Annotated in this window: 22 protein-coding genes; 15 read left to right on the top strand and 7 right to left on the bottom strand. The window is 62.4% G+C overall.

Annotated elements, in window-relative coordinates:
* The 3 genes from pdeM (at position 1) to ACWBU6_RS22835 (ending at position 1,357) form a co-directional block, all read left to right on the top strand.
* A complete protein-coding gene (gene pdeM, locus ACWBU6_RS22845; RefSeq protein WP_452645635.1) occupies positions 1 to 621 on the top strand; it encodes a ligase-associated DNA damage response endonuclease PdeM in 621 nt (206 codons plus the stop codon).
* 129 nt (positions 622 to 750) lie between these two features.
* A complete protein-coding gene (locus ACWBU6_RS22840; RefSeq protein WP_452645634.1) occupies positions 751 to 1,095 on the top strand; it encodes a KGG domain-containing protein in 345 nt (114 codons plus the stop codon).
* A gap of 25 nt (positions 1,096 to 1,120) precedes the next feature.
* Positions 1,121 to 1,357, top strand: coding sequence for a hypothetical protein (locus ACWBU6_RS22835; RefSeq protein WP_452645633.1), 237 nt, complete (start codon positions 1,121 to 1,123; stop codon positions 1,355 to 1,357).
* A 123-nt stretch (positions 1,358 to 1,480) separates the two neighbouring features.
* On the opposite strand, the gene ACWBU6_RS22830 is transcribed toward ACWBU6_RS22835, so the two are convergent.
* Entirely contained in the window at positions 1,481 to 3,727 is a 2,247-nt protein-coding gene (locus tag ACWBU6_RS22830; RefSeq protein ID WP_452645632.1) for a catecholate siderophore receptor Fiu, read from the bottom strand.
* Between the two features lie 184 nt (positions 3,728 to 3,911).
* Between ACWBU6_RS22830 and ACWBU6_RS22825 the strand changes: the two genes are divergently transcribed.
* The 7 genes from ACWBU6_RS22825 to ACWBU6_RS22795 all read left to right on the top strand — a co-directional run bounded on the left by ACWBU6_RS22825 (position 3,912) and on the right by ACWBU6_RS22795 (position 14,445).
* Positions 3,912 to 4,559: a PepSY-associated TM helix domain-containing protein gene (locus ACWBU6_RS22825; RefSeq protein WP_452645631.1), complete on the top strand. Its 648-nt coding sequence runs from the start codon at positions 3,912 to 3,914 to the stop codon at positions 4,557 to 4,559.
* A 10-nt stretch (positions 4,560 to 4,569) separates the two neighbouring features.
* Positions 4,570 to 5,085 (top strand): DUF2271 domain-containing protein, encoded by a 516-nt coding sequence (locus ACWBU6_RS22820; RefSeq protein WP_452645630.1) that lies wholly within the window; start codon positions 4,570 to 4,572, stop codon positions 5,083 to 5,085.
* Positions 5,086 to 5,094: 9 nt separating this feature from the next.
* Positions 5,095 to 5,922, top strand: a complete 828-nt coding sequence (locus ACWBU6_RS22815) for a DUF4198 domain-containing protein (RefSeq protein WP_452645629.1) — start codon at positions 5,095 to 5,097, stop codon at positions 5,920 to 5,922.
* A gap of 4 nt (positions 5,923 to 5,926) precedes the next feature.
* A complete protein-coding gene (locus ACWBU6_RS22810) occupies positions 5,927 to 6,967 on the top strand; it encodes an FAD:protein FMN transferase (RefSeq protein ID WP_452645628.1) in 1,041 nt (346 codons plus the stop codon).
* The gene (locus ACWBU6_RS22805) at positions 6,964 to 8,331 is read left to right on the top strand and encodes a sulfite reductase subunit alpha (protein WP_452645627.1); all 1,368 of its coding nucleotides are present in this window, start codon (positions 6,964 to 6,966) and stop codon (positions 8,329 to 8,331) included. The genes ACWBU6_RS22810 and ACWBU6_RS22805 overlap by 4 nt, the downstream gene beginning before the upstream one ends.
* 233 nt (positions 8,332 to 8,564) lie before the next feature.
* Positions 8,565 to 11,312 carry a TonB-dependent receptor domain-containing protein gene (locus ACWBU6_RS22800; protein WP_452645626.1) on the top strand — a complete coding sequence of 916 codons (2,748 nt, stop codon included), beginning with the start codon at positions 8,565 to 8,567 and terminating at the stop codon, positions 11,310 to 11,312.
* Positions 11,313 to 11,703: 391 nt separating this feature from the next.
* The gene (locus tag ACWBU6_RS22795) at positions 11,704 to 14,445 is read left to right on the top strand and encodes a TonB-dependent receptor (protein WP_452645625.1); all 2,742 of its coding nucleotides are present in this window, start codon (positions 11,704 to 11,706) and stop codon (positions 14,443 to 14,445) included.
* Between the two features lie 133 nt (positions 14,446 to 14,578).
* Here ACWBU6_RS22795 and ACWBU6_RS22790 read toward each other — a convergent pair whose 3' ends face one another.
* From ACWBU6_RS22790 to ACWBU6_RS22765, 6 genes are all read right to left on the bottom strand, one after another.
* Complete coding sequence (locus tag ACWBU6_RS22790; protein ID WP_452645624.1) at positions 14,579 to 15,814, bottom strand: DUF2325 domain-containing protein; 1,236 nt, start codon at positions 15,812 to 15,814, stop codon at positions 14,579 to 14,581.
* Positions 15,815 to 15,822: 8 nt separating this feature from the next.
* Positions 15,823 to 16,152 (bottom strand): hypothetical protein, encoded by a 330-nt coding sequence (locus tag ACWBU6_RS22785; RefSeq protein WP_452645623.1) that lies wholly within the window; start codon positions 16,150 to 16,152, stop codon positions 15,823 to 15,825.
* 73 nt (positions 16,153 to 16,225) lie between these two features.
* The gene (gene hemP, locus ACWBU6_RS22780) at positions 16,226 to 16,423 is read right to left on the bottom strand and encodes a hemin uptake protein HemP (protein ID WP_452645622.1); all 198 of its coding nucleotides are present in this window, start codon (positions 16,421 to 16,423) and stop codon (positions 16,226 to 16,228) included.
* A 129-nt stretch (positions 16,424 to 16,552) separates the two neighbouring features.
* A complete protein-coding gene (locus ACWBU6_RS22775; protein ID WP_452645621.1) occupies positions 16,553 to 17,365 on the bottom strand; it encodes a Crp/Fnr family transcriptional regulator in 813 nt (270 codons plus the stop codon).
* A 136-nt stretch (positions 17,366 to 17,501) separates the two neighbouring features.
* Positions 17,502 to 18,146: a response regulator gene (locus tag ACWBU6_RS22770; RefSeq protein ID WP_057259666.1), complete on the bottom strand. Its 645-nt coding sequence runs from the start codon at positions 18,144 to 18,146 to the stop codon at positions 17,502 to 17,504.
* Positions 18,147 to 18,223: 77 nt separating this feature from the next.
* Positions 18,224 to 18,691, bottom strand: coding sequence for a universal stress protein (locus tag ACWBU6_RS22765; protein ID WP_130310987.1), 468 nt, complete (start codon positions 18,689 to 18,691; stop codon positions 18,224 to 18,226).
* 344 nt (positions 18,692 to 19,035) lie between these two features.
* On the opposite strand from ACWBU6_RS22765, the gene ACWBU6_RS22760 reads away from it, so the two are divergent.
* From ACWBU6_RS22760 to leuD, 5 genes are all read left to right on the top strand, one after another.
* Positions 19,036 to 19,878 carry a protein phosphatase CheZ gene (locus ACWBU6_RS22760; protein WP_452645620.1) on the top strand — a complete coding sequence of 281 codons (843 nt, stop codon included), beginning with the start codon at positions 19,036 to 19,038 and terminating at the stop codon, positions 19,876 to 19,878.
* Positions 19,878 to 21,749, top strand: coding sequence for a chemotaxis protein CheA (locus ACWBU6_RS22755; RefSeq protein ID WP_452645619.1), 1,872 nt, complete (start codon positions 19,878 to 19,880; stop codon positions 21,747 to 21,749). The genes ACWBU6_RS22760 and ACWBU6_RS22755 overlap by 1 nt, the downstream gene beginning before the upstream one ends.
* Before the next feature lie 223 nt (positions 21,750 to 21,972).
* Positions 21,973 to 23,376 carry a 3-isopropylmalate dehydratase large subunit gene (gene leuC / locus ACWBU6_RS22750; RefSeq protein ID WP_452649608.1) on the top strand — a complete coding sequence of 468 codons (1,404 nt, stop codon included), beginning with the start codon at positions 21,973 to 21,975 and terminating at the stop codon, positions 23,374 to 23,376.
* A gap of 23 nt (positions 23,377 to 23,399) precedes the next feature.
* The gene (locus ACWBU6_RS22745; RefSeq protein ID WP_057259662.1) at positions 23,400 to 23,528 is read left to right on the top strand and encodes an entericidin A/B family lipoprotein; all 129 of its coding nucleotides are present in this window, start codon (positions 23,400 to 23,402) and stop codon (positions 23,526 to 23,528) included.
* Between the two features lie 60 nt (positions 23,529 to 23,588).
* Positions 23,589 to 24,236, top strand: coding sequence for a 3-isopropylmalate dehydratase small subunit (gene leuD, locus ACWBU6_RS22740; protein WP_452645618.1), 648 nt, complete (start codon positions 23,589 to 23,591; stop codon positions 24,234 to 24,236).
* Positions 24,237 to 24,249: the final 13 nt, after the last annotated feature.

Below are 24,249 nucleotides of genomic sequence, written 5' to 3'. Positions count from 1 at the left end.
GTGCTGCTGTTGCCGCAAAAGGCCTTGTACTGGCCTGCAGAAAAAAGCTTGATGGTGGCCGACATCCATTTTGGCAAAGCAGCCAGCTTCCGGGCGCTGGGCGTGCCGGTCCCGCGCGGCACCACCAGTGAAAATCTTGCAGCGCTCGAAACGTTGTTAACGACGTATGAAGTGCAGCGCATCGTTTTCCTCGGCGACTTCCTGCATTCGCGCGCGGCGCAGGCCGCAGCAACCTTGCAAGCCATGCTGGATTGGCGCAGCCGGCACCGGGAACTGGAGCTGGTGCTGGTGCGCGGAAACCATGACTGGCACGCGGGCGATCCATCGGAATTGCTGCGCGTGACGATGGCCGAAGAACCTTTTGCCAACGGTCCTTTTGCCCTGTGCCACCATCCCGACGTGGCTTGCGAAGGCTATGTCATCGCCGGACATGTGCATCCGGTATTCCACCTACGTACCGCGCGCGAGTCGCTGCGCCTGCCTTGCTTTCTGCTTGGCACTAGGCGCGCCATCTTGCCAGCCTTTGGCGCCTTTACTGGCGGGCACTCTTTAATTCCGCACGCCAGTGACTCGGTCTATGTCGTTGCTGACGATTTGATTTTCCTGATTGAAAAAAGGTAGGCGATATCCTACATTTGTCGCGCTGAACGTCCTATATTACCTGTACAGTGCTTGCACTAACATGAGTTCTCCCGCGCCTACGCACAGGGGCGGGGGTCTTTTCCACCGAACCGAGCAGGGGGACGAATCATGGCTTCGAATAATCCAGGCGACAAACGCGGCAACCGGCAGGACAGTCCGACCGGCAGCAAGCAAAGTGCACGTGGCTTTGCCTCCATGGACCCACAGCGCCAGCGGGAAATCGCTTCCGAAGGCGGCCGCGCTGCCCACCAGAAGGGTACCGCACACGAGTTCACTTCCGAGGAAGCACGCCGCGCCGGCAGCATGAGCCACAAGAACGATGGCAACCGCCAGAGCGGTTCGCGTGGCAATGCCAGCCGTACCGAGCAGCAACCGGGCCAGGGACAGCAGGAAGTCGGCAAGGACTACCAGCAGGACTACCAGGGCAACAAGCAGGGTGGTGACAAGTATTAAGTTTCATTGAAGTAAGGAGGCCAGCATGGGAAGGCCTGACAAACCCAGTAAGGACACGGAGAACCAGCAAAACTTTGTGCTGGTCGATACTGAGCATCCGGAGATCGCGAATACCGATGTTCCGGAAGGCCAGGTCCGCCGCGCCGACCGACCTTTGCCGGGCAACCGGCAAAGCGCCACGGAGAGCGGTTCGCGGCAGGGCGGTAGTGGCTTGGGCACCGAAGGCGGTGCACCAGGGCCGGATGCAAGTTCCGGCGTGTAGAGCGAAAAGTTTGCTCGATCGTTAATGCCGTCCAGCGAGTGCTGGACGGCATTTTTCTTTCGGCATGGGCGGTCCGAAAAAAATGGCGGGCCTTGCAGCCCGCCATGTTCATTGCACCTTGGTTTAGAACTGGAAGTTTGCGGTCACCTTGGCATAACGTGGTGCGCCCAGTACCAGGCGCGAGCCGCCATTATTCAGGGTGCTCAGGTAGTACTTGTCGAACAGGTTGTACACGTTCAGCTGCAACGCCACATTCTTCGACAGCTGGTAGGCCGCCATGGCGTCGACCACGGTGTAGGATGGCATCGACGGCATATTGGTGGTTGCTGCATTGCCGGCCGGATCGACCAGGCGCTTCTGCGTGCCGACGTAGCGGGCGCCGCCACCGAAGCTGAACTTGTCGTTCAGCTTGTAGTTGGTCCACAGGGTAGCCGTCACTTTCGGCGACCAGCGGGTGGCGGCGCCCGCGGCGTTGTTGCCGCTGGTGCCTTCCTTGATCTCGGTATCCATCGTTGCGACGCCGGCGGTCACGCTCCAGGCCTTGGTAATCTGGCCCACTGCGCCCAGCTCCACGCCTTGCACCTGGCGCTCGCCCAGCTGCGACCAGGTATTGGTCACGGAATCGATCAGTTGCGGGATTTCATCCTTGTTGGTGGTGCGGTACAGGGCGGCTGTCAGGGCCAGCTGCTTCTGGATCACATCCCACTTGGTGCCGAACTCGACGTTGGTGGTCTTTTGCGGCTTGAGCGACGGATTGTTGGCGTTGTTCGCGGTCTGCGCTGCCAGCGAATGGTTGGCGCTGCCCGGCGGGGTTTTGGAGTTGGCGTACGCCAGGTAAATGCTGCCGTCAGCGGTCGGCTTGTACACCACGCCGGTCTTGAAGCTGGCCAGGTTGCCGGACTTCTCGACATGGCTGCCTGCCAGCACGTTGGTGGTCGTGTTCAGGGTGGCGCTGTCGGTGTCGGTGTTGTAGCGCTCGTAGCGCAGGCCGCCGTTCACCTGCCACTGGTCGTTCAGCTTGATGGTGTCGAACAGGTAGGCGCCGACGGTGGTGGTCTGGCCCTTGGTGAAGGCGCCGTTACGCACCGGGTTGAAGCCGGTCAGCGCATCGTTCGGGTTCGGGTTGTACAGGTTGGCCGCCGCGACGGTACCGAGGCCGGTACGGATTGGGGTGAACTGTTCTTCGTTCAGCAGTTCCAGGCCGGTCGAAATGGTGTGCTGCACGCCGAAGGCTTCGAACTCGGACACGATATTGGTGGTGTTGGCCAGGATGGTGTTTTCCTGCAGCACGCTTTGGCGCGTGCGCGCAACGGTCCAGCTGGCCGGATTGGCGGCGTTGGCGGCAGTCACGGCGTTCACGCCGGTCAGGATGCGGTCCATCTTCGACTTGCCGTAGCGGGTGGTGTTGGTCAGGGTGGTCTTCGGCGCCAGTTCGTGTTCGATCTTGGCGGTGACCATGTCGGCGTCGACGTCTTCGTAGTCGCCGGTCAGGCCGTACCAGTTATTGCGGTCGACGCGCGGGGCAGATGCCAGGTGCGGGTAGGTCGCGTTGTAGAAGCCGGACTCGCCCACACTTGGGATGGCGCCGTCCGGCACGTTTTGCTGGCGGATATGCTGCGAGAACAGGTAGAGGCGGGTAGGCGTGCCCAGGCCCCAGGCGACGGACGGGGCGATGCCGCGGCTTTCGCGGTCCAGCGCGCGGCTGCCTTTGATGGAACCATCCGAAGCCAGTGCATTCAGGCGGAAGGCGCCGCTGCTGCCGAAGGCGCGTTGCACGTCGGCGGTCAGGCGCTTGACGCCGCCCTGGGTGAGGGCGAGGGAGCCGCCGGTGGCGTTTTCACGGGTTGGCAGCTTGGTGACCAGGTTGATGTAGCCGGCAGCTGCGCCGCGGCCGATGTCGGCGCCCGCCGGGCCCTTCACCACTTCCACTTGCTCCAGGTTGAACGCGTCGCGGGTCACGGCGCCCAGGTCGCGGATGCCGTCGACGAAGACCGAAGTCTGGGCCGCGAAGCCGCGCATCTGGAAGGTGTCGCCGGCGCTGGTGTTGCCGTTCTCGCCCAGTTGCAGGGTGATGCCCGGGGTGTTCTGCAGCGCTTCCATGACAGAGGTCGCACCTTGCTCTTGCAGCAACTCTTTCTTGATGACGGTGATGGTCTGCGGTGTATCGACCAGCGGGGCGGTCAGTTTCGGCGACGACGCGCGGTCGGCCTTGTAAGACTCGGCGGCAGCTTCTACCTTGACTTCAGCCATGGTTTTTTCTTGCGCTTGGGCGTGGGCGGACAGCGGCAGGCCGATGGCGGCCATGGCGAGCAGCGATTGGTTCAGCAGTGGCTGGGCGGTGAGCGAGTGCTTACGGCTACGGATGGTCAAAATACTCTCCAGAATGATGCGTTTTTAATGTTGTATCGCTGCCTGCATCGTTTGAGTTCGATGCTTGCAAGCAGATGCGGGAATGTATAAGAATGTAAATGATAACGATTCTCAATTGCATTAGCAAGCGCTGTCGATTATTATCTTGAAACCCACTCATCCAAAAACAACGAAAGCCAGAGCATTGGGCAATCCAGACAACCAGCAAGCGCAGGCGGCGAAACGTGCCGTCTGGCTCAAACTCCTGCACGAATGGCATTGGGTCAGTTCGGCCATGTGCCTGCTCGGCATGATCCTGTTTGCAGTTACCGGGATCACCCTCAACCACGCCAGCCAGATCGAGGCCAAACCGTCGGTGGTGCGCCAGCAAGCCACCGCGCCGGCCGCCCTGGTGGGAGAACTGCAGGCCTTTGCCGAGAAGCACGACGGCGAAAAGGCGCCGCTGCCGGAAGCCGGCGAGCGCTGGCTGCGCGACACCTGGTCGGTCAAGGCCGGCGGCCGCGAAGCCGAGTGGTCGGTCGACGAGGTCTACCTGCCGATGCCGAAGGCGGGCGGCGATGCCTGGGTGCGCATCGGCCTGGAAGACGGCGCTGCCGAATTCGAAAACACGGACCGCGGCTGGATCTCCTGGCTCAACGACGTGCACAAGGGCCGCAATACCGGCGCGGCCTGGAACTGGTTCATCGATATCTTTGCGGCGGCCTGCCTGGTGTTCTGCATTACCGGTTTGCTGATCCTGAAATTTCACGCGGCCAAGCGGCCGTTCACCTGGCCGATGGTGGGCCTGGGTGTCGTCATTCCCTGTGTTATCGCTTTGCTCTACATTCATTAAGGACTTCTGTATGAAACTTCGTTATTCCATCGCCGTCGGCTTGCCGCTGGTGAGCGCGTCCGCGATGGCGGCCGACCTGACGCTCAAATTCGATATTCCGCAACTGAACGTGGCGGAATACCACCGTCCATACGTGGCGGCCTGGCTGGAGAACGCGGACCAGAAAGTCGTGGCCAACCTGGCCGTGCTGTACGACTTGAAGAAGAAGGACAACGCCGGCACCAAGTGGCTGAGGGACATGCGCCAGTGGTGGCGCAAGTCCGGCCGCGACGTGGCAATGCCAATGGACGGCGTGAGCGGCGCCACCCGCGCACCAGGCGAAGTTTCCCTGAGCTTCCCGGTGGCGAAGGATGCGCTGAACAAGCTCCCTGCCGGCAATTACCAGCTGGTGGTGGAGGCGGCGCGCGAAGCAGGCGGCCGCGAACTGGTCAAAGTGCCGGTGGCATGGCCGCCGAAATCGGCGCAGTCCTTCTCCGCCAAGGGCAAGGAAGAACTGGGCGACGTAACCGTACAAGTCAAACCATAAGGAGCCGCCATGAAGCTGAGCAAAACCCTGATCGCGCTGGCACTGGCCGGCGCCGCCTTCAGCGCCCATGCGCACAAGCCATGGCTGCTGCCATCGTCTTCCCTGGTCGATGCCAAGGAACCCTGGGTGACCGTGGATGCCGCCATTTCGGAAGGCCTGTTCGATATCGATCACGTGCCGTTGAAGCTGGACGGCATTGCCATCACCGGCCCGGACGGCGCCAAGGTCGACATGCAGAACGCCCTGACTGGCCGCCTGCGTTCGACTTTCGACGTGAAGATGGCCAAGCCGGGCACCTACAAGATCGCGCTGGTTAGCCAGTCGGTGATGGCAAGCTGGAAGGTCAATGGTGAAACGAAGCGCTGGCGCGGTGCCGAGGCCGACATGGCTGCCAACGTGCCGGCCAATGCGGATGAACTGAATGTGTCGCGTACCGCCAGCCGCCTGGAGACCTTCGTCAGCGCCAACAAGACCGACGAGGCGGTGTTCAAGCCGACTGGCGTTGGCCTGGAGCTGGTGCCGGTGACCCATCCGAACGATATGCGTGCGGGCGAAGAAGCCAAATGGAAGTTCCTGCTGGACGGCAAGCCAGCCGCCAACCAGGCCTTCAGCCTGATCCCGGGTGGCGTACGCTATCGCGGCACGCTGGGCGAGATCCGCATGGCGACCGATGCCAAGGGCGAAATCACATTCAAGATTCCCGAAGCCGGTATGTACCTGGTCTCCAGCAGTTGGCCTGCTGCCGCAGCGCCGCAAGCCGGCCAGCAGCCGGGCCCGCGCCAGATGCCGCCGCGCCGCGTAACCTACGCTGCAACGGTGGAAGTACTGCCGCAGTAAGCAGGTGCGCCGGGTACTGTTGCCGCCCACCATTTCCGCCGAGCCAGCGCCGGCGGGGGCGGGCATCGTCGATTTCGGTGGCGCCAGCATGGGCACCACCTGGTCGGCGCGCGTGGCACTGGCGCCTGGCGCGGTCGCTGCCGGCGCGCCGCTGCGAGCATCCAGCATTCAAGCCGGCCTGCAAGAACAGCTGGACCAGGTGGTACGCGAGATGAGCCACTGGGAGCCGGGCTCAGACCTGGGCCGTTTCAACCGTGCCGGCGCCTGTACCTGGCACACGCTGCCAGCCGATTTTTTTGAAGTCCTGCACTATGCGCGGGAAGTGGCGCGCGAAACCGGCGGCGCCTGCGATCCCTGCGCCGGCCTGCTGGTCAACCTGTGGGGCTTCGGCCCGACCGGGCGCCATGATGAAGCCGGCTTCGTGCCGCCCAGTGCGCGCGACGTGGCCACCGTGCGCGCCCGGATGGCCGGCCGCGTGGTGGAGCTGGATGTCCCGCGCCGGCGCGCCTTCCAGCCCGGCGGCGTGCAGCTCGACCTGTCCGCGGTGGCCAAGGGCTTCAGCGTGGACAAGCTGGCGCACTACCTGGAAGGGCAGGGTTGCCGGCATTACCTGGTCGAAGTAGGCGGCGAACTGCGCGGCGCCGGTTTCAAGCCCGATGGCCAGCCCTGGTGGGTGGCGCTGGAAGAACCGCAGGCGCCGGGCGCCGGCGGCGCGGGCGAGATCGCCGTCGCGCTGCATGGCCTGGCCGTCGCCACTTCGGGCGATTACCGCAAATATTTCATGCAGGACGCCACGCGGCGGCCGCATACCATCGACCCGCGCACCGGCATGCCGATTACCAATGCGCTGGCCTCGGTCACAGTCGTGCACGAACGCGCGATGGCGGCCGACGCCTGGTCTACCGCACTGACGGTGCTGGGTCCTGAGCAAGGGATGGCGCTGGCTGAGCGCAAGCGCCTGGCTGCACGCTTCCTGCTGCGCGAAGAGAATGGGCTGCGCGAAGTGCTCAGCAGCCGGTTCCAGAAAATGCTTGAAGAAGAATGATCCTGACGAATGACCCGCTCCGCCTCGGCCTGACCGCCGCCATGATTGCCGGCTACGGCATCGTATGCCTGCTGCCCTGGCTGCGCGCACGGCGCGCCCTTGCAGCGGCGCGGGCGGCGCGCGCCGCGGCGGGAGACTCGCCATGGCTGGTGGCCTACGCCAGCCAGACCGGCAATGCCGAACTTCTGGCGCGCCAGACCGGCGAAACCCTGCGCGTGGCAGGCATTGCCAACCGCCTGTGCGATTTTGACGAGCTCGATGCGGCCACGCTGCAGTCGACGGAGCGTGTCCTGTTCCTGGTTTCGACTTATGGCGAAGGCGATCCCCCCGATGCGGCGGCGCGCTTTGCACAGCGCCTGATGGCGCGCAGCGACCTCGCACTGGGCCAGTTGCACTACGCCGTGCTGGCGCTGGGCGACAGCGCCTACAGCAGCTATTGCGGTTTCGGCCGTGCCCTTGATGCCTGGCTGGCAGCACGCGGCGCGCAGGCGCTGTTCCCGCGCATTGAAGTCGACCGCAGCGCTGCTCCGGCCATTGCCACCTGGCGCCAGCAACTGAGCCACCTGGCCGGCACCAGCGATGCGCCGGACTGGGACGCGCCGGCCTTTGCGGAATGGCGCCTGGCCGGGCGGCGCCAGCTCAATCCCGGCAGCGCCGGTGCGCCGATCTACCACCTTGAGCTGGAACCGATGCCGGGCGCTGCACTGCCGTCCTGGCAATCGGGCGACCTGGTGCAGGTCGCGGCGCCGGACGATCCCGATCGGCCACGCGAATATTCGATCGCCTCGGTCCCGGCCGATGGCCGCGTGCACCTGCTGGTGCGCCTGCATCGCCACGGCGACGGCAGCCACGGCCTGGCTTCCGGTTGGCTCACACAGCAGGCAGAGGAGGGCGCCGTGGTGCGCCTGCGCCTGCGTGAACACCGCCGCTTCCGGCTCGAGGCGAACGCCGCGCGGCCGCTGATCCTGATTGGCAACGGCAGCGGGATCGCCGGCTTGCGCGGCCACCTGAAGGCGCGTGTCGCCGCCGGCCAAGCCCGCAACTGGCTGCTGTTCGGCGAGCGCGATCCGGCGCATGACGCTTTCTACCGCGATGAACTGGAAGCCTGGCAGCGCCAGGGCATGCTGCCGCGCCTGGACCTGGCCTGGTCGCGCGGTCCGGATGGCAAACACTATGTGCAGGACCTGTTGCTGCGCCACGCCCAAGCTGTGCGGGCATGGGTAGAGGAGGGCGCTGCCATCTACGTTTGTGGCAGCCTGGAAGGCATGGCTACCGGAGTGGATAATGCTTTACGAGAAATATTTACTGGCGAAAAGCTGGCAGAACTGTCCAGCTCCGGACGCTACCGGCGTGATGTGTATTGAATAACAACTAGGTTACTGTCGCGTTAAGACAACGCAGCCACTGAAGTTTTGTCGAACTAAATTCGGATCGTAGCCTATTGTTTCGAATTATCTACGAATATTTCGAGTTTGTAACAACTCTGACATCAAATTTCCAGATTCTCCCGTCACGGAAAACATTGGAACTTGCATAATCCCCAACTGACTAGCGTCACCGAAGCTGGTTCATTGTAAATACAAAAGGGGAGTAGGGAATGTTTTTCCAGGAGAAAATTGGCGTACGCTCGGTACGCCTGGCCTTGTCGGCGCTGACCGTATTTGCTGCTGGCGCGGCCTTTGCACAAGAAGCACCAATCCAGCGCGTTGAAATCACCGGTTCTGCCATCAAGCGTATCAATGCGGAAGGCGCGCTGCCAGTGCAGCGCCTGACCACCGAGCAAATCGCCAAGTCCGGCGCGACCACGGTCGCCGACCTGATCCAGGCAATGCCGGCGATGCAGGGTTTCACCATTGCCGCCATCGCGGCTGGCACCAACTCCGGTGGCCGCGTATCCGCTTCGATTCACGATATCGGCGAAGATTACACGCTGGTGCTGCTGAACGGTCGCCGCATCGCCCCGCAGGGTTCCGGCTCGACCATCAACCTGAACGCCATCCCGATGAGCGCGGTGGAATCGGTTGAAATCCTGACTGACGGCGCCTCCGCCTTGTACGGTTCCGATGCTATCGCTGGTGTGATCAACTTCATCCTGAAGAAGAACTACCAGGGCTTCAATATCGAAGCGACCCACAGCCAGCCAGGCGAATCGAGCGCCGGCCGCAACAACAACTTCAGCTTGACCTACGGCTTTGGCGACTTGGACGAAAACCGCTTCAACGTGCTGCTGTCCTACCGCAAGGATGAACAGAAGCAGTTGAAGGCGATTGACCGCGATTTCGCTTCGACCGCCTATATTCCGTTTAACTGGAACGGCAATCGCTACATCTATGACCGCACGAGCCCGGCAGCGATTCCGGCCAACGTCTCGGCGACTTTCCGTACCGCCGGTGCCCAGCCAATCGGCTTCAACCCATACCTGAAGCAGAATGGCAGCTGCGCGCCCATGAACCAAGTTGCCCTGAGCAACACCGCGCTGGTGCAGAACTGCGGCTTCGATTTCGTGCAGACCATTGAAATCGTGCCGGAAAACAGCCGCGACAGCCTCTTCGGTAAAGCGACCGTGAAAGTCAGCGACAAGATCAACATGTTTGTCGAAGGCGCCTTCTCTCGCCTGGATCTGACCGCGCGTATCGCACCGAATACGGCGTCGGTATCGATCGCCAAAGGTTCCCCGCTGTACAACACCTATGTGCGTCCTTACCTGACCACCGCCCAGGACGCCGATGTGCGCACCGTGTCCGCCAGCTACCGCACTTACGACTGGGGCACCCGCGACAGCAATACCATCACGACCTCCAAGAACCTGGTGGTGGGTGCGGAAGGCGAAATCGGCGCGTGGAGCTTTGGCAGCGGCCTGACCTGGTCCAAGAACGCCATCGATGAGCGCTACGTGGGTGGCTACGTCAAGAACACCGAGTTCCGCGACATGCTGGCGCGCAACTTGTTCGACCCGTTCCTGCCGATCGGCGGCCAGTCGGACGCGACCAAGCAACTGATCGCCAGCTCGGTCTTCAAAGGTTCGATTCGCGATGCATCGACCACGCTGAAAGGCATCGATGCCCATGCATCGCGTGAACTGTTCCAGCTGCCGGGCGGCGCTGCCAGCATCGCGCTGGGCGGCGACTACCGCAACTACCACTACAAGCAGACCCCGCGCGCCACGGCAAGCGACATCTTCGGCTTCAGCGCATCGCCAGCCTATGATCTGGAGCGCAACAACTACGGCCTCTTTGCCGAAATGGTTGCTCCAGTCGTCAAATCCGTGGAACTGAGCGTAGCGGCGCGTCGCGATACCTTCGAAGCGGTCAAGAATGCTTTGGTTAACCGCGAGATGGGCAGCAAGGAATCGTCCAACACCTACAAGGTGTCGGCACGCTGGCAGCCTACGCCATCGTTCCTGATGCGCGGATCCTATGGCACTGGCTTCAAAGCGCCATCCATGCTCGATATCGGCCAGCCGCTGGTAACGGCCGGCTTCACTTCGAAGTCCTGGCCATGCCCAGCCAATCTGCGTGCTGAAAACGCGGATTACTGCCAAGTAGGCACTCGTCAGTACAACGTGGTTTCCGGCGGCAATGAGAACCTGAAGCCAGAGAAATCGAAACAGTACACCATCGGCTTCCGCTTCGAACCGACGTCGTCGTTCGCAGTACAGGCGGACCTGTGGGACGTGAAGATGCGCGACGCAGTTGACAGCGTTTCCGAAGAACAGATCTTCGCTGACCCGGTCCGTTACCGCGACCTGTTCACCACCTTCGTGGATCCGGGTAATGGCCAGACCTACTGGGCGAAGAAGACCCTGTCGATCAATATCGGCCAGACTCGCAACCAGGGTATCGACTGGGAGACCACTTACCGTCACAACTTCTCCTTCGGTAAGCTGACCACCACCCTGAACGGCACTTACGTGCTGAAGTCCGAGGCGACCGAGGCCGGTACCGACAAGTGGCTCGATAGCGTGAACTTCTTCCCTGCCGACGGCGACGTGGCCTTCCGTCACATCGTCCGCCTGTCGACCACGCTGGACACCGGCGCGTTCTCGAACTCGCTGGTCGCGCAATACCGCAACGGCTATACGGACGCCGAAGCGACCAGCCGCAATGTGGGAACCGGCTTGCTGGAGACCTTCCGTATCGAAGTTCCATCGCACCTGACCTTCGATTGGCAAGGCAAGTGGAGCGTCAACAAGTCGCTGCTGTTGCGCGCCGGCATCAAGAACATCGCCGACCGCAAGCCGCCGTTCTCGCTGCGCGCTTCGTCCGGCCACCAGGTTGGCTTTGACCCGCGTTATGCTGATCCGATGGGCCGCACCTTCTACCTGACCGGTAACTACACTTTCTAAGTCAACCGGTTTGGAATCGATCGCCCCGTGCGTGAAAGCGCACGGGGCGATTTTTCTTAAAGTCAATCAAAAATACAAAGAGACAACAATTGATTACAATTCGCGACAAGCACATTTTTGCGCCACATGACAAGTTCTAGTCGCTAGTAAGTGGCGTGTATTGAATATTTTCTATTTGATGTTGCGCTTAAACCACGTTTGCACATTTTTTTGGCAAATTTAATTTCGATAGCGTCAGTTTATTGCGAATTTTCCATGTAACTTTCAGAAATGTAATACCGAGGCATCAAATTGCCTGTTTGCTCCCCCCATAATCCGCGGTCGGTGAGCAAAAGGCAAAAAAGAAACTTTGCTCATTCGAACGTTTTTAGAAACCCGAAGGAGTAAAGAAATGGTATTCCAAGAAAAGATCGGTGCGCGTTCCGTGCGCCTGGCGGTTTCCGCCCTGGCCCTGATCGCTGCCGGCCACGCCGCCGCACAAGAAGCGCCAATGCAGCGCGTTGAAATCACCGGTTCCGCGATCAAGCGGATCGCCGTCGAAGGCGCACTGCCAGTGCAGCGCCTGTCCGCCGAAACCATCGCCAAGACCGGCGCCACCACCGTGGCTGACCTGATCCAGGCACTGCCATCCATGCAAGGCTTCACCGTCGACGCCGTTGCGGCCGGCTCCAATTCCGGTGGCCGCGTTTCCGCGTCGATCCACGACCTGGGCGAGGAATACACCCTGGTGCTGCTGAACGGCCGCCGCGTGGCGCCACAGGGCTCCGGTTCCGCGGTCAACCTGAACGCGATCCCGATGAGCGCGGTTGAGCGCGTCGAAATCCTGACCGACGGCGCCTCCGCCCTGTACGGCTCCGATGCCATCGCCGGCGTGATCAACTTCATCCTGAAGAGCAGCGTCAAGACCACTACCCTGGAAGCGACCATGAGCCAGCCGTTCGAAAGCTCGGCCGGCCGCTCGTCCAACTTCAATATCACCTCCGGCTGGACCGGCCTGGATGATCGCCTGACCCTGGTCGGTACCTACCGCCACGACGAGCGCAAACAGCTGAAGGCAACCGACCGCGAGTTCTCCAAGACTGCGTTCATCCCATTCTCGGCCAACGGCAAGAACTACATCTACGACCGTACGTCGACGTCCACCGTGCCGGCCAACGTTGATGTGACCTTCAGCGATCCGACCCAGCCGGCGATCGGCTTCTCGCCTTACCTGAAGAAGAACGGCCGCTGCCCGGCGATGAACTTCGAGTCCATCACCAACTCGGCCACCACCCAGAACTGCGCGTTCGACTTCGTGTCGACCATCGAAGTGGTGCCGGAAAACAAGCGTGACTCCCTGTTCGGCAAAGCTACTTTCAAGCTGACCGACAGCGTCAACCTGTTCGCCGAAGCTGCCCTGTCGCGCCTGGACCTGACCGCGCGTATCGCCCCGAATACCGCGCCGTTCACGATCACCACTTCGTCCCAGTACTACACTGACAATGTCCTGCCTTACCTGACTCCAGCGCAAGCCGCTTCGGTCAAATCGGTCTCAGGCAACTACCGTACCTACGATTGGGGCACCCGTGATTCGCAGACCATCACCGACTCCACCCACCTGGTGGTGGGCGCTGAAGGCGAACTGGGCGCATGGAACTTCAACACCGGCCTGACCTTCTCCAAAAACGAAGTCAACGAGCGTTACGTTGGCGGCTATGCGCTGAACAAAGAGTTCCGCGACATGCTGGCCCAGCGTTCGTTTGACCCGTTCGCTCCGATCGGCCAGCAATCGGACGCCACCAAGCAACTGATCGCAAACTCGCTCTTCCACGGCTCGGTCCGCAAGGCATCGACCACCCTGAAGGGCGTTGACCTGCGCGGCTCGCGCGAGTTGTTCGACCTGGCAGGCGGCAAGGCTGCGCTGGCAGTGGGCGGCGACTTCCGCAACTACGCCTACGAGCAGACCCCATCCACCGCTGCCGCCACCGGCGTGGTGTACAACCTGAACGCCCCGGCGACCTACGACATGGACCGTGATACCTACGGCGTGTTCGCGGAGCTGCTGGCGCCAGTAGCCAAAGGCCTGGAAGTGACCGGCGCGGTGCGCTACGACGGCTTCTCTGCCATCGACAACGGCCTGACCGGCAGCAAGATCGGCAAGCGCGAATCGGCTACCACCTACAAGGTGTCCGCACGCTGGCAGCCGACTCAGACCATGCTGGTACGCGGCTCCTACGGCACCGGCTTCAAAGCGCCTTCGATGCTGGACTTGGGCCAGCCGCTGGTGAATAACGGCTTCACGGCCGGCAGCTTCACTTGCCCGATCGCCCATGCCGAATACTGCCGTCCAGGCGCGGCGCAGTACAACCAGGTCGCTGAAGGTAATCCTGATCTCAAGCCAGAGAAGTCCAAGCAATTCACTATCGGTTTCCGCATGGAGCCGACTCCGGCCTTCTCGTTTGGTGCTGACCTGTGGGACGTGAAGATGCGCGACAAGGTATCGGCCATTTCGGAACTGCAGGCGTTTGAAGATCCGGTCACCTTCCGCCACCTGTTCACTACCTACACTGTGCCGGCAACCGGCAAGACCTACTGGGCATTCAAGTCGCGTACGCTCAACATCGGCAAGACCCACAACCAGGGTATCGATTGGGACGTGACCGGCCGTAAGAAGTTTGACTTCGGCAGCCTGAGCTCGACCCTGGCAGGTACTTACATGATCAAGGCCGACTACACCGAGCCTGGCTACGACAACAAGTGGACCACCAACATGAACTTCTTCGGCACCAGCAACGCGGTGACCTTCCGTCATGTTGTTCGCTGGACCACTACGCTGGACACCGGCCCGTTCTCGAACTCGATCATCGTGAACTACCGTAACGGCTACACCGACGCCGAAGCGACCGTGCGCAACACCGGCACCGGCATGAACGAAAAGATCCGCCTGCAAGTTCCATCGTTCATGACCTTCGACTGGCAAGGCAAGTGGAATGCAAGCAAGCAGGTCACCGTGCGCGCTGGCATCAAGAACCTGTTCGACCGCACCCCACCGCTGTCGCTGCGTAACTCGTCCGGCCACCAGGTTGGCTACGATCCGCGTTACGCCGACCCAATCGGCCGTTCGTTCTACCTGACCGGCGCCTACGCTTTCTAAGCTAGCACCGTAAAAGGTAAAACGCCCCGCGCGCGCAAGCGCCGGGGCGTTTCTTTTTGAAAGTCGGGGTCAGCTCCGGCAATCGGACATTTCGCTTCGCGAAATGTCCGATTGCCGGAGCTGACCCCGACTTTTATTGTGGTTCCAACGCGCGCTGGAGGGTGGTGACGCTGGGATTGTCGACGAAGATGCAGCGTTTCTGGTGGCGCTTGCAGAAGTCTTTGACGCGCCAGTAGGCGCTGTGGCTGATGCAGGCGGTCTGGCAGATCACCAGGTCGGCGGCGGCCATGCTGGTTTCCAGGCGGGCGACATTGTCTTCCAGGCCGCCGTCGTGGTGCAGGAACTCGGCGCCGGCATCTTCGATCACGCTGCGGTAGCCGGCGACGTTGCCGGCGCGGCCGCCGACGCATAGCACGCGTTCGGCCAGCAGGCCGTGCAGCGTGACGCGTTGCGCCGTGGTGCCCGCCCTGGCAGCCGGCCCGCCCGCTGCGGCGGTGACGGCTGCCGGCATGGCGGGCGATGGTTGCGCTGTGGCCGCGGCCAGGGCGGCGCGCGCTTCGCTCAGCAGTCGCTCCAGCGCGCTGGCTTCGGCGCGGGCGGCGGCGGCTTCGCTGCGCAAGTCGTGCACGCGCTGTTCGGTGTCGGCCAGCTGGCGCGCCAGGCGTTCGCGGCTGGCGAGGCCGGGGATGGTGGCGTGCAGCTCCTCCAGTTGCTGGCGCAGCGAGGCCAGCACGCTGTCGCGGCCGACCAGTTGCGCGCGCAATTGCATCAGGGCGGCGGCGTGGGCTTCCTGCTCGGCGTGGCGTTCGGCTTGCCAGGCGGCGCTGCGCTGCTGCTGGCGCGCCAGTTCGCGCTCCAGCGTGGCGTTGGATTGCTCGAGCGCTTGCAGGCGGCTGATGTCGGCGCGCGTGGCGGCGCCGGCCTGGTGCTGGATCATGTGCAGGTCCCGGCACATGCGCTCCTGCAGTTCGAGGCTGCAGTGCTGGTGGCTCAGACCGGCCCAAAACGGGCCGGGCACGTCGCCGCTGGCCACGGCAGCTTCCCACAGGGCTTCCAGCGCCTTGGCGTCGCGGGCGGGGCGGAAGCGCTGGATCACTACGGCATAGCGGCGTTCCAGTTCCTTCTGCACGGCTTCCGACAGGCGGTTGCGGCTGCCGCATTCGCTGACGGCGCCGACGTGCACCTCATAGTCGTCGGCCAGCACCTTGCCGCCGACCGCCTTGGTGACGATCTTGCGCAGCACGCCAAGCGGCAGGCCGACGCCAACCAGCGGGCAGTGGCAGGTGTGGGGCAGGTCCCAGATGCGGCGGCGGCGCGCCGGTTCAGCGGCCGCGGGCTTGGCGGCAGGGGTGTCGTGCTTGTCGCACATGTTCGGCCTCAGGCAGGTAGCGGGGCAGGGCGGGGGCGGCCGATCAGGCGCGCCAGGAAGCTGGCGCGTTCCTGCGGAGGACGGGCTTGTTCAACCACGGCGGCCCATTGTTCGCACAGCTGCTGGCAGGTGGCGCGCAGGACGGGCGCCAGGTCCGGCTGTGCCGACAGCGCTTTGAGATGGCGTTCGATGACCGAAGCCAGTTTGACGCAGCCGCCGTTGTCGGCGGCATTGGCGGTGTAGTGGGACATCAGGTGCAGCACGGCGGACAGCATCAGTTCCGGCTGGCGGGCAGCGGCGCTATGCGTGAAGATCGGGTCGTTGCGGTCGATAGCCATGATTCACTCCAGGAGTTCAGGGGTGGCTGGCTGCCGCGTGTGACGGCTGGCTGGCGATTGGGGAGGGTAAGCCTCAGGCAGTCAGGATCAGCTTGTTCAACTGCGTGATGCGAAGACGGTAAATGCGGCCGGCATGCTCAATTTCGATTTCGCGCTGGTCTTCCATCAGGCCGGCGGTGGTATAGCGGCGCAGGGGCTGGGCTGGCTGCTGCGCGGCCGGGGCGACAGCAGCCTTGGGTTTGGGGGTATCGATCGCGGCGGAAGTTTGCATTGTTGTTTTTCCTCAGATAAGAATGATTCGCATTTGCATTATGCGCAGCTCGCCAATGCTTGTCAAATAAATTATTGAAGAAAAAAAGAGGCCCGCCGAAGCGGGCCAAAGCTGGGTGAGTAGTACTCTTTACAATGTCGCCAGCAGCGGCACGGCAGCTTCGCTGGCGGCAGCTTTGGCGCGCGACGGCAGCTTGCTGCGCGTGCGCGATGGCGGCAGACGACGCAGGGATTTCAGGGCGTCGACGTCCTTGATGCCGATGGTGCGCTGGTCCACGCTGATCAGCCCGATCTCATTGAAGGCTGACAAGGTGCGGCTGACCGTTTCCAGCGTCAATCCGAGGTAGCTGCCGATCTCGTGGCGCGTCATGCGCAGGTTGAACAGCTTGCTCGAATAACCCATCTGCGAAAACTTTTCCGAGAGCGTGACCAGGAAGCGCGCCACCCGCGCCTCCGCGCTCAGGGCGCCCAGCATGCCGATCATGGCTTGCTCGCGCACCAGCTCGCGGCTCATCACGCCGTACATCATGTTCTCCAGCTCCACGTGGGTGCGGCCCAGCGTGGTCAGCTTCTTGAACGGCAGCAGGATCAGGTCGCAGTCCGACAGCGCCACCGCCTCCGAGGCGTAGGCCTTGCTGTGGATACCGTCCACGCCCATCAGGTCGCCCTTCATCGGGAAGGCTAGCACCTGCTCGTTGCCGAACTCGTCAATCAGCACCGTTTTCATGAACCCCGAGTTCACGACATACAGCATGTCGAACGGCTGGCCAATCGTGTGCACGCGCTGGCCGGTCTTGAACTGCACATGCTGGAACAGCAGCTCTTCAGAACTGAGCGACACCGGCGGCAGGTGCAGCAGTTCGCACACTTCTTTCAGGTTGGACCACAAACGGCCTTGCCGCTGGCGGCCGGCCTCATGGGACACGGGTTGCGTTGAGAGCATGCTGATCTCCTGGTTCCCAAACGGAATGGTTTCAGTATGCCAACGTGAATGTGGGAAAAATATCAGTCGTTGCTGAATATGCCCGTAGGAGGGTAGAGGGCCACTGTAGGAATTATCCTAAAATCAACCTTGTCAATCATGCCTTGAACGGGGTCAGCAGCTTGTGCGCCACTGCGTACTGGACCATTTCCGAGAGCGAGGCCATCCCCATCTTCTGCATGATGCGGGTCTTGTGGGTGCTCACGGTTTTCACGCTCAAATGCAGGCCGTTGGCGATTTCGGTGATGGATTTTCCCGACACCAGCAGTGAAAACACTTCGAATTCGCGGTCCGACAGCTGTTTATGCAACAGCGTTTCGGCCGGCTGCATGATGTTCAGCGCCAGTTGCTCGGCCACTTCGGTGGAGATGTAGGGGCGGCCGGAAGCGACCTTGCGGATGGCGCCCACCAGCTGGGTGCCGGCGCTTTCCTTGGTCAGATAGCCCTGGGCGCCGGCGCGGATGGCGCGCACCGCGTATTGCTCTTCCTCGTGCATGGTGAGGATCAGGATGGCCAGCTTGGGCGATTCGCTGCGGATCTGGCGGATCAGGTCGACACCGCTGCGTCCGGGCATGGACAGGTCGAGCAGCAACAGGTCGAAGCCGCCCTGGCGGATATGGTTGAGGACTTCAAAGCCGTCGATGGCTTCGCCTACGATGTCGATGTCGGGAGCCCCGTCAAGAATGCGCTTGAGCCCTTCGCGCATGATGGTGTGGTCGTCGGCAATGACAATTCGAATCATAGTTCCTCAAAAATTTAACAATACTCGTCTTCACACTCCGGCCCGGCGGGCCGGAGCGCGTGGTAACGCCAGGCCGTTCAGGCCGGGCGCGGATCCTTGATCAGGCGGTGCACCAGCACCGGGATCTTGGCGTGCGACAGCACCTTGTTGGTCACGCTGCCCAGCAGGAGTTGCCCCCAGCCGCTGCGGCCATGCGAGCCGATGAAGATCAGGTCGCAGCCGCACTGTCCAGCCACGTCGACGATCTTCAGCGCTGCGCTTTCGGCAAACGCCGTCATCCCTTCCGCCCGCACGCCTTTTTTCGCGCAAGACTCAAGGATAGACTGAACATGCTCGTTGCCGGCGCGCTGCATTGCCGCCCGGTACTCTTCTTCGCTCGGGTAGCTGGGCGGAATGATTTCCACGTAAATCGGGTACTGGTATTCCGGCGCCACGAACAGGGCCAGCACTTCCGCACCGAGCTGCTGGGCGAACTCGACCCCGGCGCAGGCGGTCTTGCTGGAAACGGCCGAGCCGTCCGTCGTTATCAGGATTTTCCGATACATATCTCAGCCTCCTTTAACTATTAAAAGAGCCAGTTCCTGCCTTCATTGTAGCCCCGTTTGGCAGTATTGTTCTGCTGTAAAGAGTTGATAATTATCAAGAAACTGTCACGAGGACATGGCAGATCGCGCAAATTCCCGTCATTTCAGGGGCTTGCAGCGTGTATTTCACACGATCCGCAAATACAACAGTACACTTGGAGGGCGATTTGGCTTCATCTAAGAGATTGAACTCGGGGGGGCGCCCCTGTTACACTCGCGTGAGTGCCTTATGTATTGCCGAGCGTCAAATTTGACACATTTTTTCGGCAGCAGGAACTTTTGAAAATTATGGAGAAGCAGGAATTATGACCGACGCCGCTGATGATTTCGATGCATTATTTGAGGAAGTATCCGCGCAACGGGCGAATGCGCCTGCACCTGCTCCAGCGCCGGCTCCGGCCGCTGCGGCACCCGAGTCGGGCGATTCCGATGACCTGGAAAGCCTGTTTGATTCCGTAGCCGCGTCCAACAAAACGGCCGCCCCTGCCGCGCCCGCAGCGGCGCCGGCGCCGGCTTCGCCTGGCGATGCGCCGGCCGAAGGCGGCGAGCATGCGGACGGCATGTTCGAGCGCCTGGGCGGCATCGTGCGCCTGCTGCACGACTCGCTGCGCGAACTGGGCTACGACAAGGCCCTGACCGAAGCGTCCACCCAGATCGTGGATGCCCAGGACCGCTTGGAATACGTCGCCTCGCTGACCGAGCAGGCCGCCAATAAGGTTCTGAACACCCTGGACGACGGTATGCCGGCGCAGGAAGTGCTGTCCAAGCAAGCCAAGGACATGGAAGATCGCTGGGCGGACCTGTTCGCCGGCAAGCTGAGCATTGAGGAATTCAAGGCGCTGGCGGGCGACTCGCGCACCTTTGCCAGCAAGGTAGCGCAAGCAACGGAGGCGGAAAAGGCCCGCCTGCTGGAAATCATGATGGCCCAGGACTTCCAGGACATCACTGGCCAGTTGATCAAGAAGGTCGTTGCCATCACCAAGAAGGTCGAATCCGAGCTGGCGCAACTGCTGAAGGACAATGCGCCGGCCGATGTGCGCGAGAAGATTGCGCAGAAAGAGGTGTCGCTGATGTCAGGTCCGTCCGTTCCGTCGGAAGCCCTGAATCAGGACAGCGTCGATGACCTGCTTGCCGACCTGGGGTTCTAATGGACGATATGCTCAAGGAGTTCGTTGTCGAGGCCATGGACCTGGCCGTCAACGTCGAAGAGCACTTGCTGCGCCTCGAACGTGACCCTGACAACAAGGAAACGCTGAACGCAGTTTTCCGTTCGTTCCACACCATCAAGGGTGGCGCCGGCTTCATGAACCTCGGCGCGCTGGTGTCGGCCTGCCATCTGACCGAGAACCTGTTCGACGCGCTGCGCACCGGCGCCGCGCCGGTCACGCCGCTGTCGATCGAGGCGGCGCTGCAGGCTTCCGGCTTCGTGGCCGACCAGCTGACCGACCTGAATAACGGCACCGCGCCGGACCAGTTGGCGCCCATGCCGGCCGACCTGGAAGCGATCCTGAAGGATGCGATCGAAGGCAAGGCCAGCTCCGCTGCCGGCAAGGCCAAGCCAGCCGCCGCGCCGGCCGCTGCGGCGCCCGCACCGGCGCCCGCCGCAGCAGGCGCCGTGCCTGCCGCGGCGCCGTCCGCCGATGGCCTGGACTGGGAGGGCATGTACGAAGCCGTGGTGCCGCCTGGCACTTATGTGCGTCCTGCAGTGGACGCGCGCGCCGAAGGCGTGGCTGCTGCCCATGCTGCCGCAGAAGGCACGCAGGCGGCCGTGCACGCCCCGGCTCCGGAGCCCAAAGAGCGCCCGGCCGCCGAAGCCAAGCCGACCTCCGCGCCGGCCAAGGAAGAATCGATCCGTATCGATGCCGTCAAGCTCGATGCGCTGCTGGAGGTGGCCGGCGAATCCGTGCAGGCCGCCAACCAGGCCGCCGTACTGCTGGAACGCCTGCAGCAGTTCAAGTTCGAGGGCCAGGCGGCGACCCTGATGTCGGCCCTGACCGAAACCCTGGAACGCGCCTCGCGCTACTCCACCGAACTGCAGCGCGCCACCCTGGCCACCCGCATGCAGCCGGTCGGCCGCCTGTTCCAGAAATTCCCGCGCCTGGTGCGCGAACTGGCGAAAGACCTGGGCAAGGAAGTCGAGCTGACCATCGAGGGCGCGGAAACCGAAGTCGACCGCGTGGTGGTGGACAGCCTGTACGACCCGCTGGTGCACATGCTGCGCAATGCGCTGGACCACGGGGTGGAAGCGCCCGATGCCCGCATGGCTATCGGCAAGCCGCCCAAGGCCTACATCTCCCTGAAGGCATGGCAGGAGGCCAACTCCGTCATGATCGTGCTGCAGGACGACGGCAAGGGCATGGACCCGGTCGCACTGCGCCGCAAGGCGGCGGAGAAGGGCCTGATCTCGCCCAGCGCCAACCTGTCGGACGACGAGTCCTACCAGCTGGTATTCCTGCCTGGCTTCTCGACCAAGGAAGTGGCATCGTCCGTCTCCGGCCGCGGCGTCGGCATGGACGTGGTGAAGACCGCCGTGGAAAAGAACCGCGGCGCGATCCACATCGAATCGCAACTGGGCAAGGGCACCAAGTTCGCCATCCGCCTGCCGATCGAGCTGTCGATCGTGCCGACCATGCTGGTGTCCACCTCCGGCGCGCTGCTGGCGCTGCCGATGGCGGTGGTCGAGCGCGTGGTCGAACTGCCGGAAGTGTTCATGGAAGTGGGCGGCGCGCCGGTCCTCAAGGACCAGGGGCGTCCGCTGCCGGTGCGTTCGCTGGCTGATGCGCTGGGCTACGAGCCATGCTCGGAGCGCGTGGGCATCGTCATCAACTCGCCGCAACCCTACATCCTGGCCGTTGCCGCCGTCGATGGCACTGCCGACCTGGTCATCAAACCGATGACTGCGCTGTCGGTGGACGGCATTACCGGCACCGCGCGTTCCGCCGAGGGCGACCTGGTCCTAGTTGTTGGCCTATCGTTCCTGATGGACGGTTGCAGGGGAAGTGTAAGGATGGCGGCCTAAAGCCCCTTCCACAAAATACGGAATACACCAGCCTGCAGCCTCCCACAAAGGGGCTGCAGGCTTTTTTACGCCCCGACGACGAAAAATGACCTTTTCTGTTCTGGTCGTTGGGGATGGCGCCATCGCTCAAAAACTACGCGAGATTGCTCACAAGGCGGAAAACGGCTAGGTTTTGCATTGCACAAAATATGGCATAATCAAACGGATCACCTATTACGGCAGCATCATGAAAACGCTTTACGACAAACTCTGGGAATCCCACGTAGTACGCACTGAGGAAGACGGCACGGCCCTCCTGTACATCGACCGCCACCTGGTACACGAGGTCACCAGCCCGCAGGCATTCGACGGCCTGCGTAGCGCCGGCCGCCAGCCATGGCGCCTGTCGGCCAACTTGGCCGTGGCCGACCATAACGTTCCAACCACGGACCGTTCGCACGGCATCGAGGACCCCGTCTCGCGCCTGCAGGTGGAAACCCTGGACAAGAACACCAAGTCGGTCGGCATGACCTACTTCAATATGAACGACAAGCGCCAGGGCATCGTGCACGTGATCGGCCCGGAGCAGGGCGCGACGCTGCCGGGCATGACCGTGGTGTGCGGCGACTCCCATACTTCGACCCACGGCGCGTTCGGCGCTCTGGCGCACGGCATCGGCACCTCGGAAGTGGAGCACGTGCTGGCGACCCAGACCCTGCTGGCCAAGAAATCCAGGTCCATGCTGGTGCAGGTCGACGGCGTGCTGCCGGCCGGCGTGACAGCCAAGGACATCGTGCTGGCCGTGATCGGCCAGATCGGCACCGCGGGCGGCACCGGCTACGCGATCGAATTCGCCGGCTCGGCCATTCGCTCGCTGTCGATGGAAGGCCGCATGACGGTCTGTAATATGGCGATCGAAGCTGGCGCCCGTGCCGGCATGATCGCGGTGGACGACACCACCATCAACTACGTCAAAGGCCGCCCGTATTCGCCGGTGGGTCCGCAGTGGGAGCAGGCGGTTGCGTACTGGCGCACCCTGCATTCCGACCCTGGCGCGAAGTTCGACTTCGTCGTCACGCTCGACGCGGCGCAGATCCTGCCGCAAGTCACCTGGGGCACCTCTCCCGAGCAGGTGACTTCGATCGATGGCCGGGTTCCCGATCCAGACCAGGAAAAAGACCCGGTCAAGCGCGACGCCATGGAAAAAGCCCTGGTATACATGAACCTGACGCCGAATACCCGGATTGAAGACATCCGCATCGACAAGGTATTCATCGGCTCCTGCACCAACTCGCGCATCGAGGACTTGCGCGCCGCCGCTGCCGTGGTGCGCGGCAAGCAGCGCGCCTCGAACGTCAAGCTCGCTATGGTCGTGCCGGGCTCCGGCCTGGTGAAAGAGCAGGCCGAGCGCGAAGGCCTGGACGCGATCTTCAAGGCCGCCGGCTTTGAATGGCGCGAGCCGGGCTGCTCGATGTGCCTGGCTATGAACGCCGACCGCCTCGATCCGGGTGAGCGCTGCGCTTCGACTTCCAACCGTAATTTCGAAGGCCGTCAAGGCCAGGGCGGACGCACCCACCTGGTGTCTCCCGCCATGGCGGCGGCTGCCGGTATCGCCGGCCATTTTGTGGATGTCCGATCCATCCGCTAACCATAACCAGCCAGAGACATATCATGAAAAAACTATTCGCCATCGCCATCGCTATCACCGCTTTTGCCCTGACCGGTTGCAATACCGTCGCGGGCTTTGGCAAGGATGTCCAGAAAGTCGGCCAGAAAATGGAAGGCGCGGGCAGTAAATAACCGCAGCACCGCGGGCTGAGCCGAGCATGCCGGCCCGCCGTCGCCACCTCGTTGAGAATCATGGAAAAATTTACCGTCTACGAAGGTTTAGTCGCACCCCTTGACCGCGCCAATGTCGATACCGACGCGATCATCCCGAAACAATTCCTGAAGTCGATCCACCGTACCGGCTTTGGCCCGAACCTGTTCGACGAGTGGCGCTACCTGGACCACGGCGAGCCGGGCATGGACAACAGCAAGCGTCCGCTCAACCCGGAGTTCGTGCTGAACCAGCCGCGCTACCAGGGCGCTTCGATTCTCTTGACCCGCAAGAATTTCGGCTGCGGCTCCTCGCGCGAACATGCGCCGTGGGCGCTCGACCAGCACGGCTTCCGCGCCATCCTCGCGCCGAGCTTTGCGGACATCTTCTTCAACAACTGCTTCAAGAACGGCCTGCTGCCGGTCGTTCTCACTGAAGCGCAGATCGATCATCTGTTCAATGAAGTCAAGGCCTTCCCGGGTTACCGCCTGGTGGTGGACCTTGAGCAGCAGCGTGTGGGCACCAGCAATGGCGCCGTCTCCTATCCTTTCGAGATCGACGCCTTCCGCAAGTACTGCCTGATGAATGGTCTCGACGATATCGGCCTGACCCTGCGCCATGCCGACGAGATCCGCGCGTTCGAAGAGCGCCGTCTTGCGAGCCAGCCCTGGCTGGCCAACGTCATTTAACAGATAGATCGAA

Source organism: Pseudoduganella sp. HUAS MS19 (genome assembly GCF_053615455.1).
Note: the sequence above shows the minus strand (reverse complement) of the source record. Positions and strands in the feature narration are given on the sequence as shown.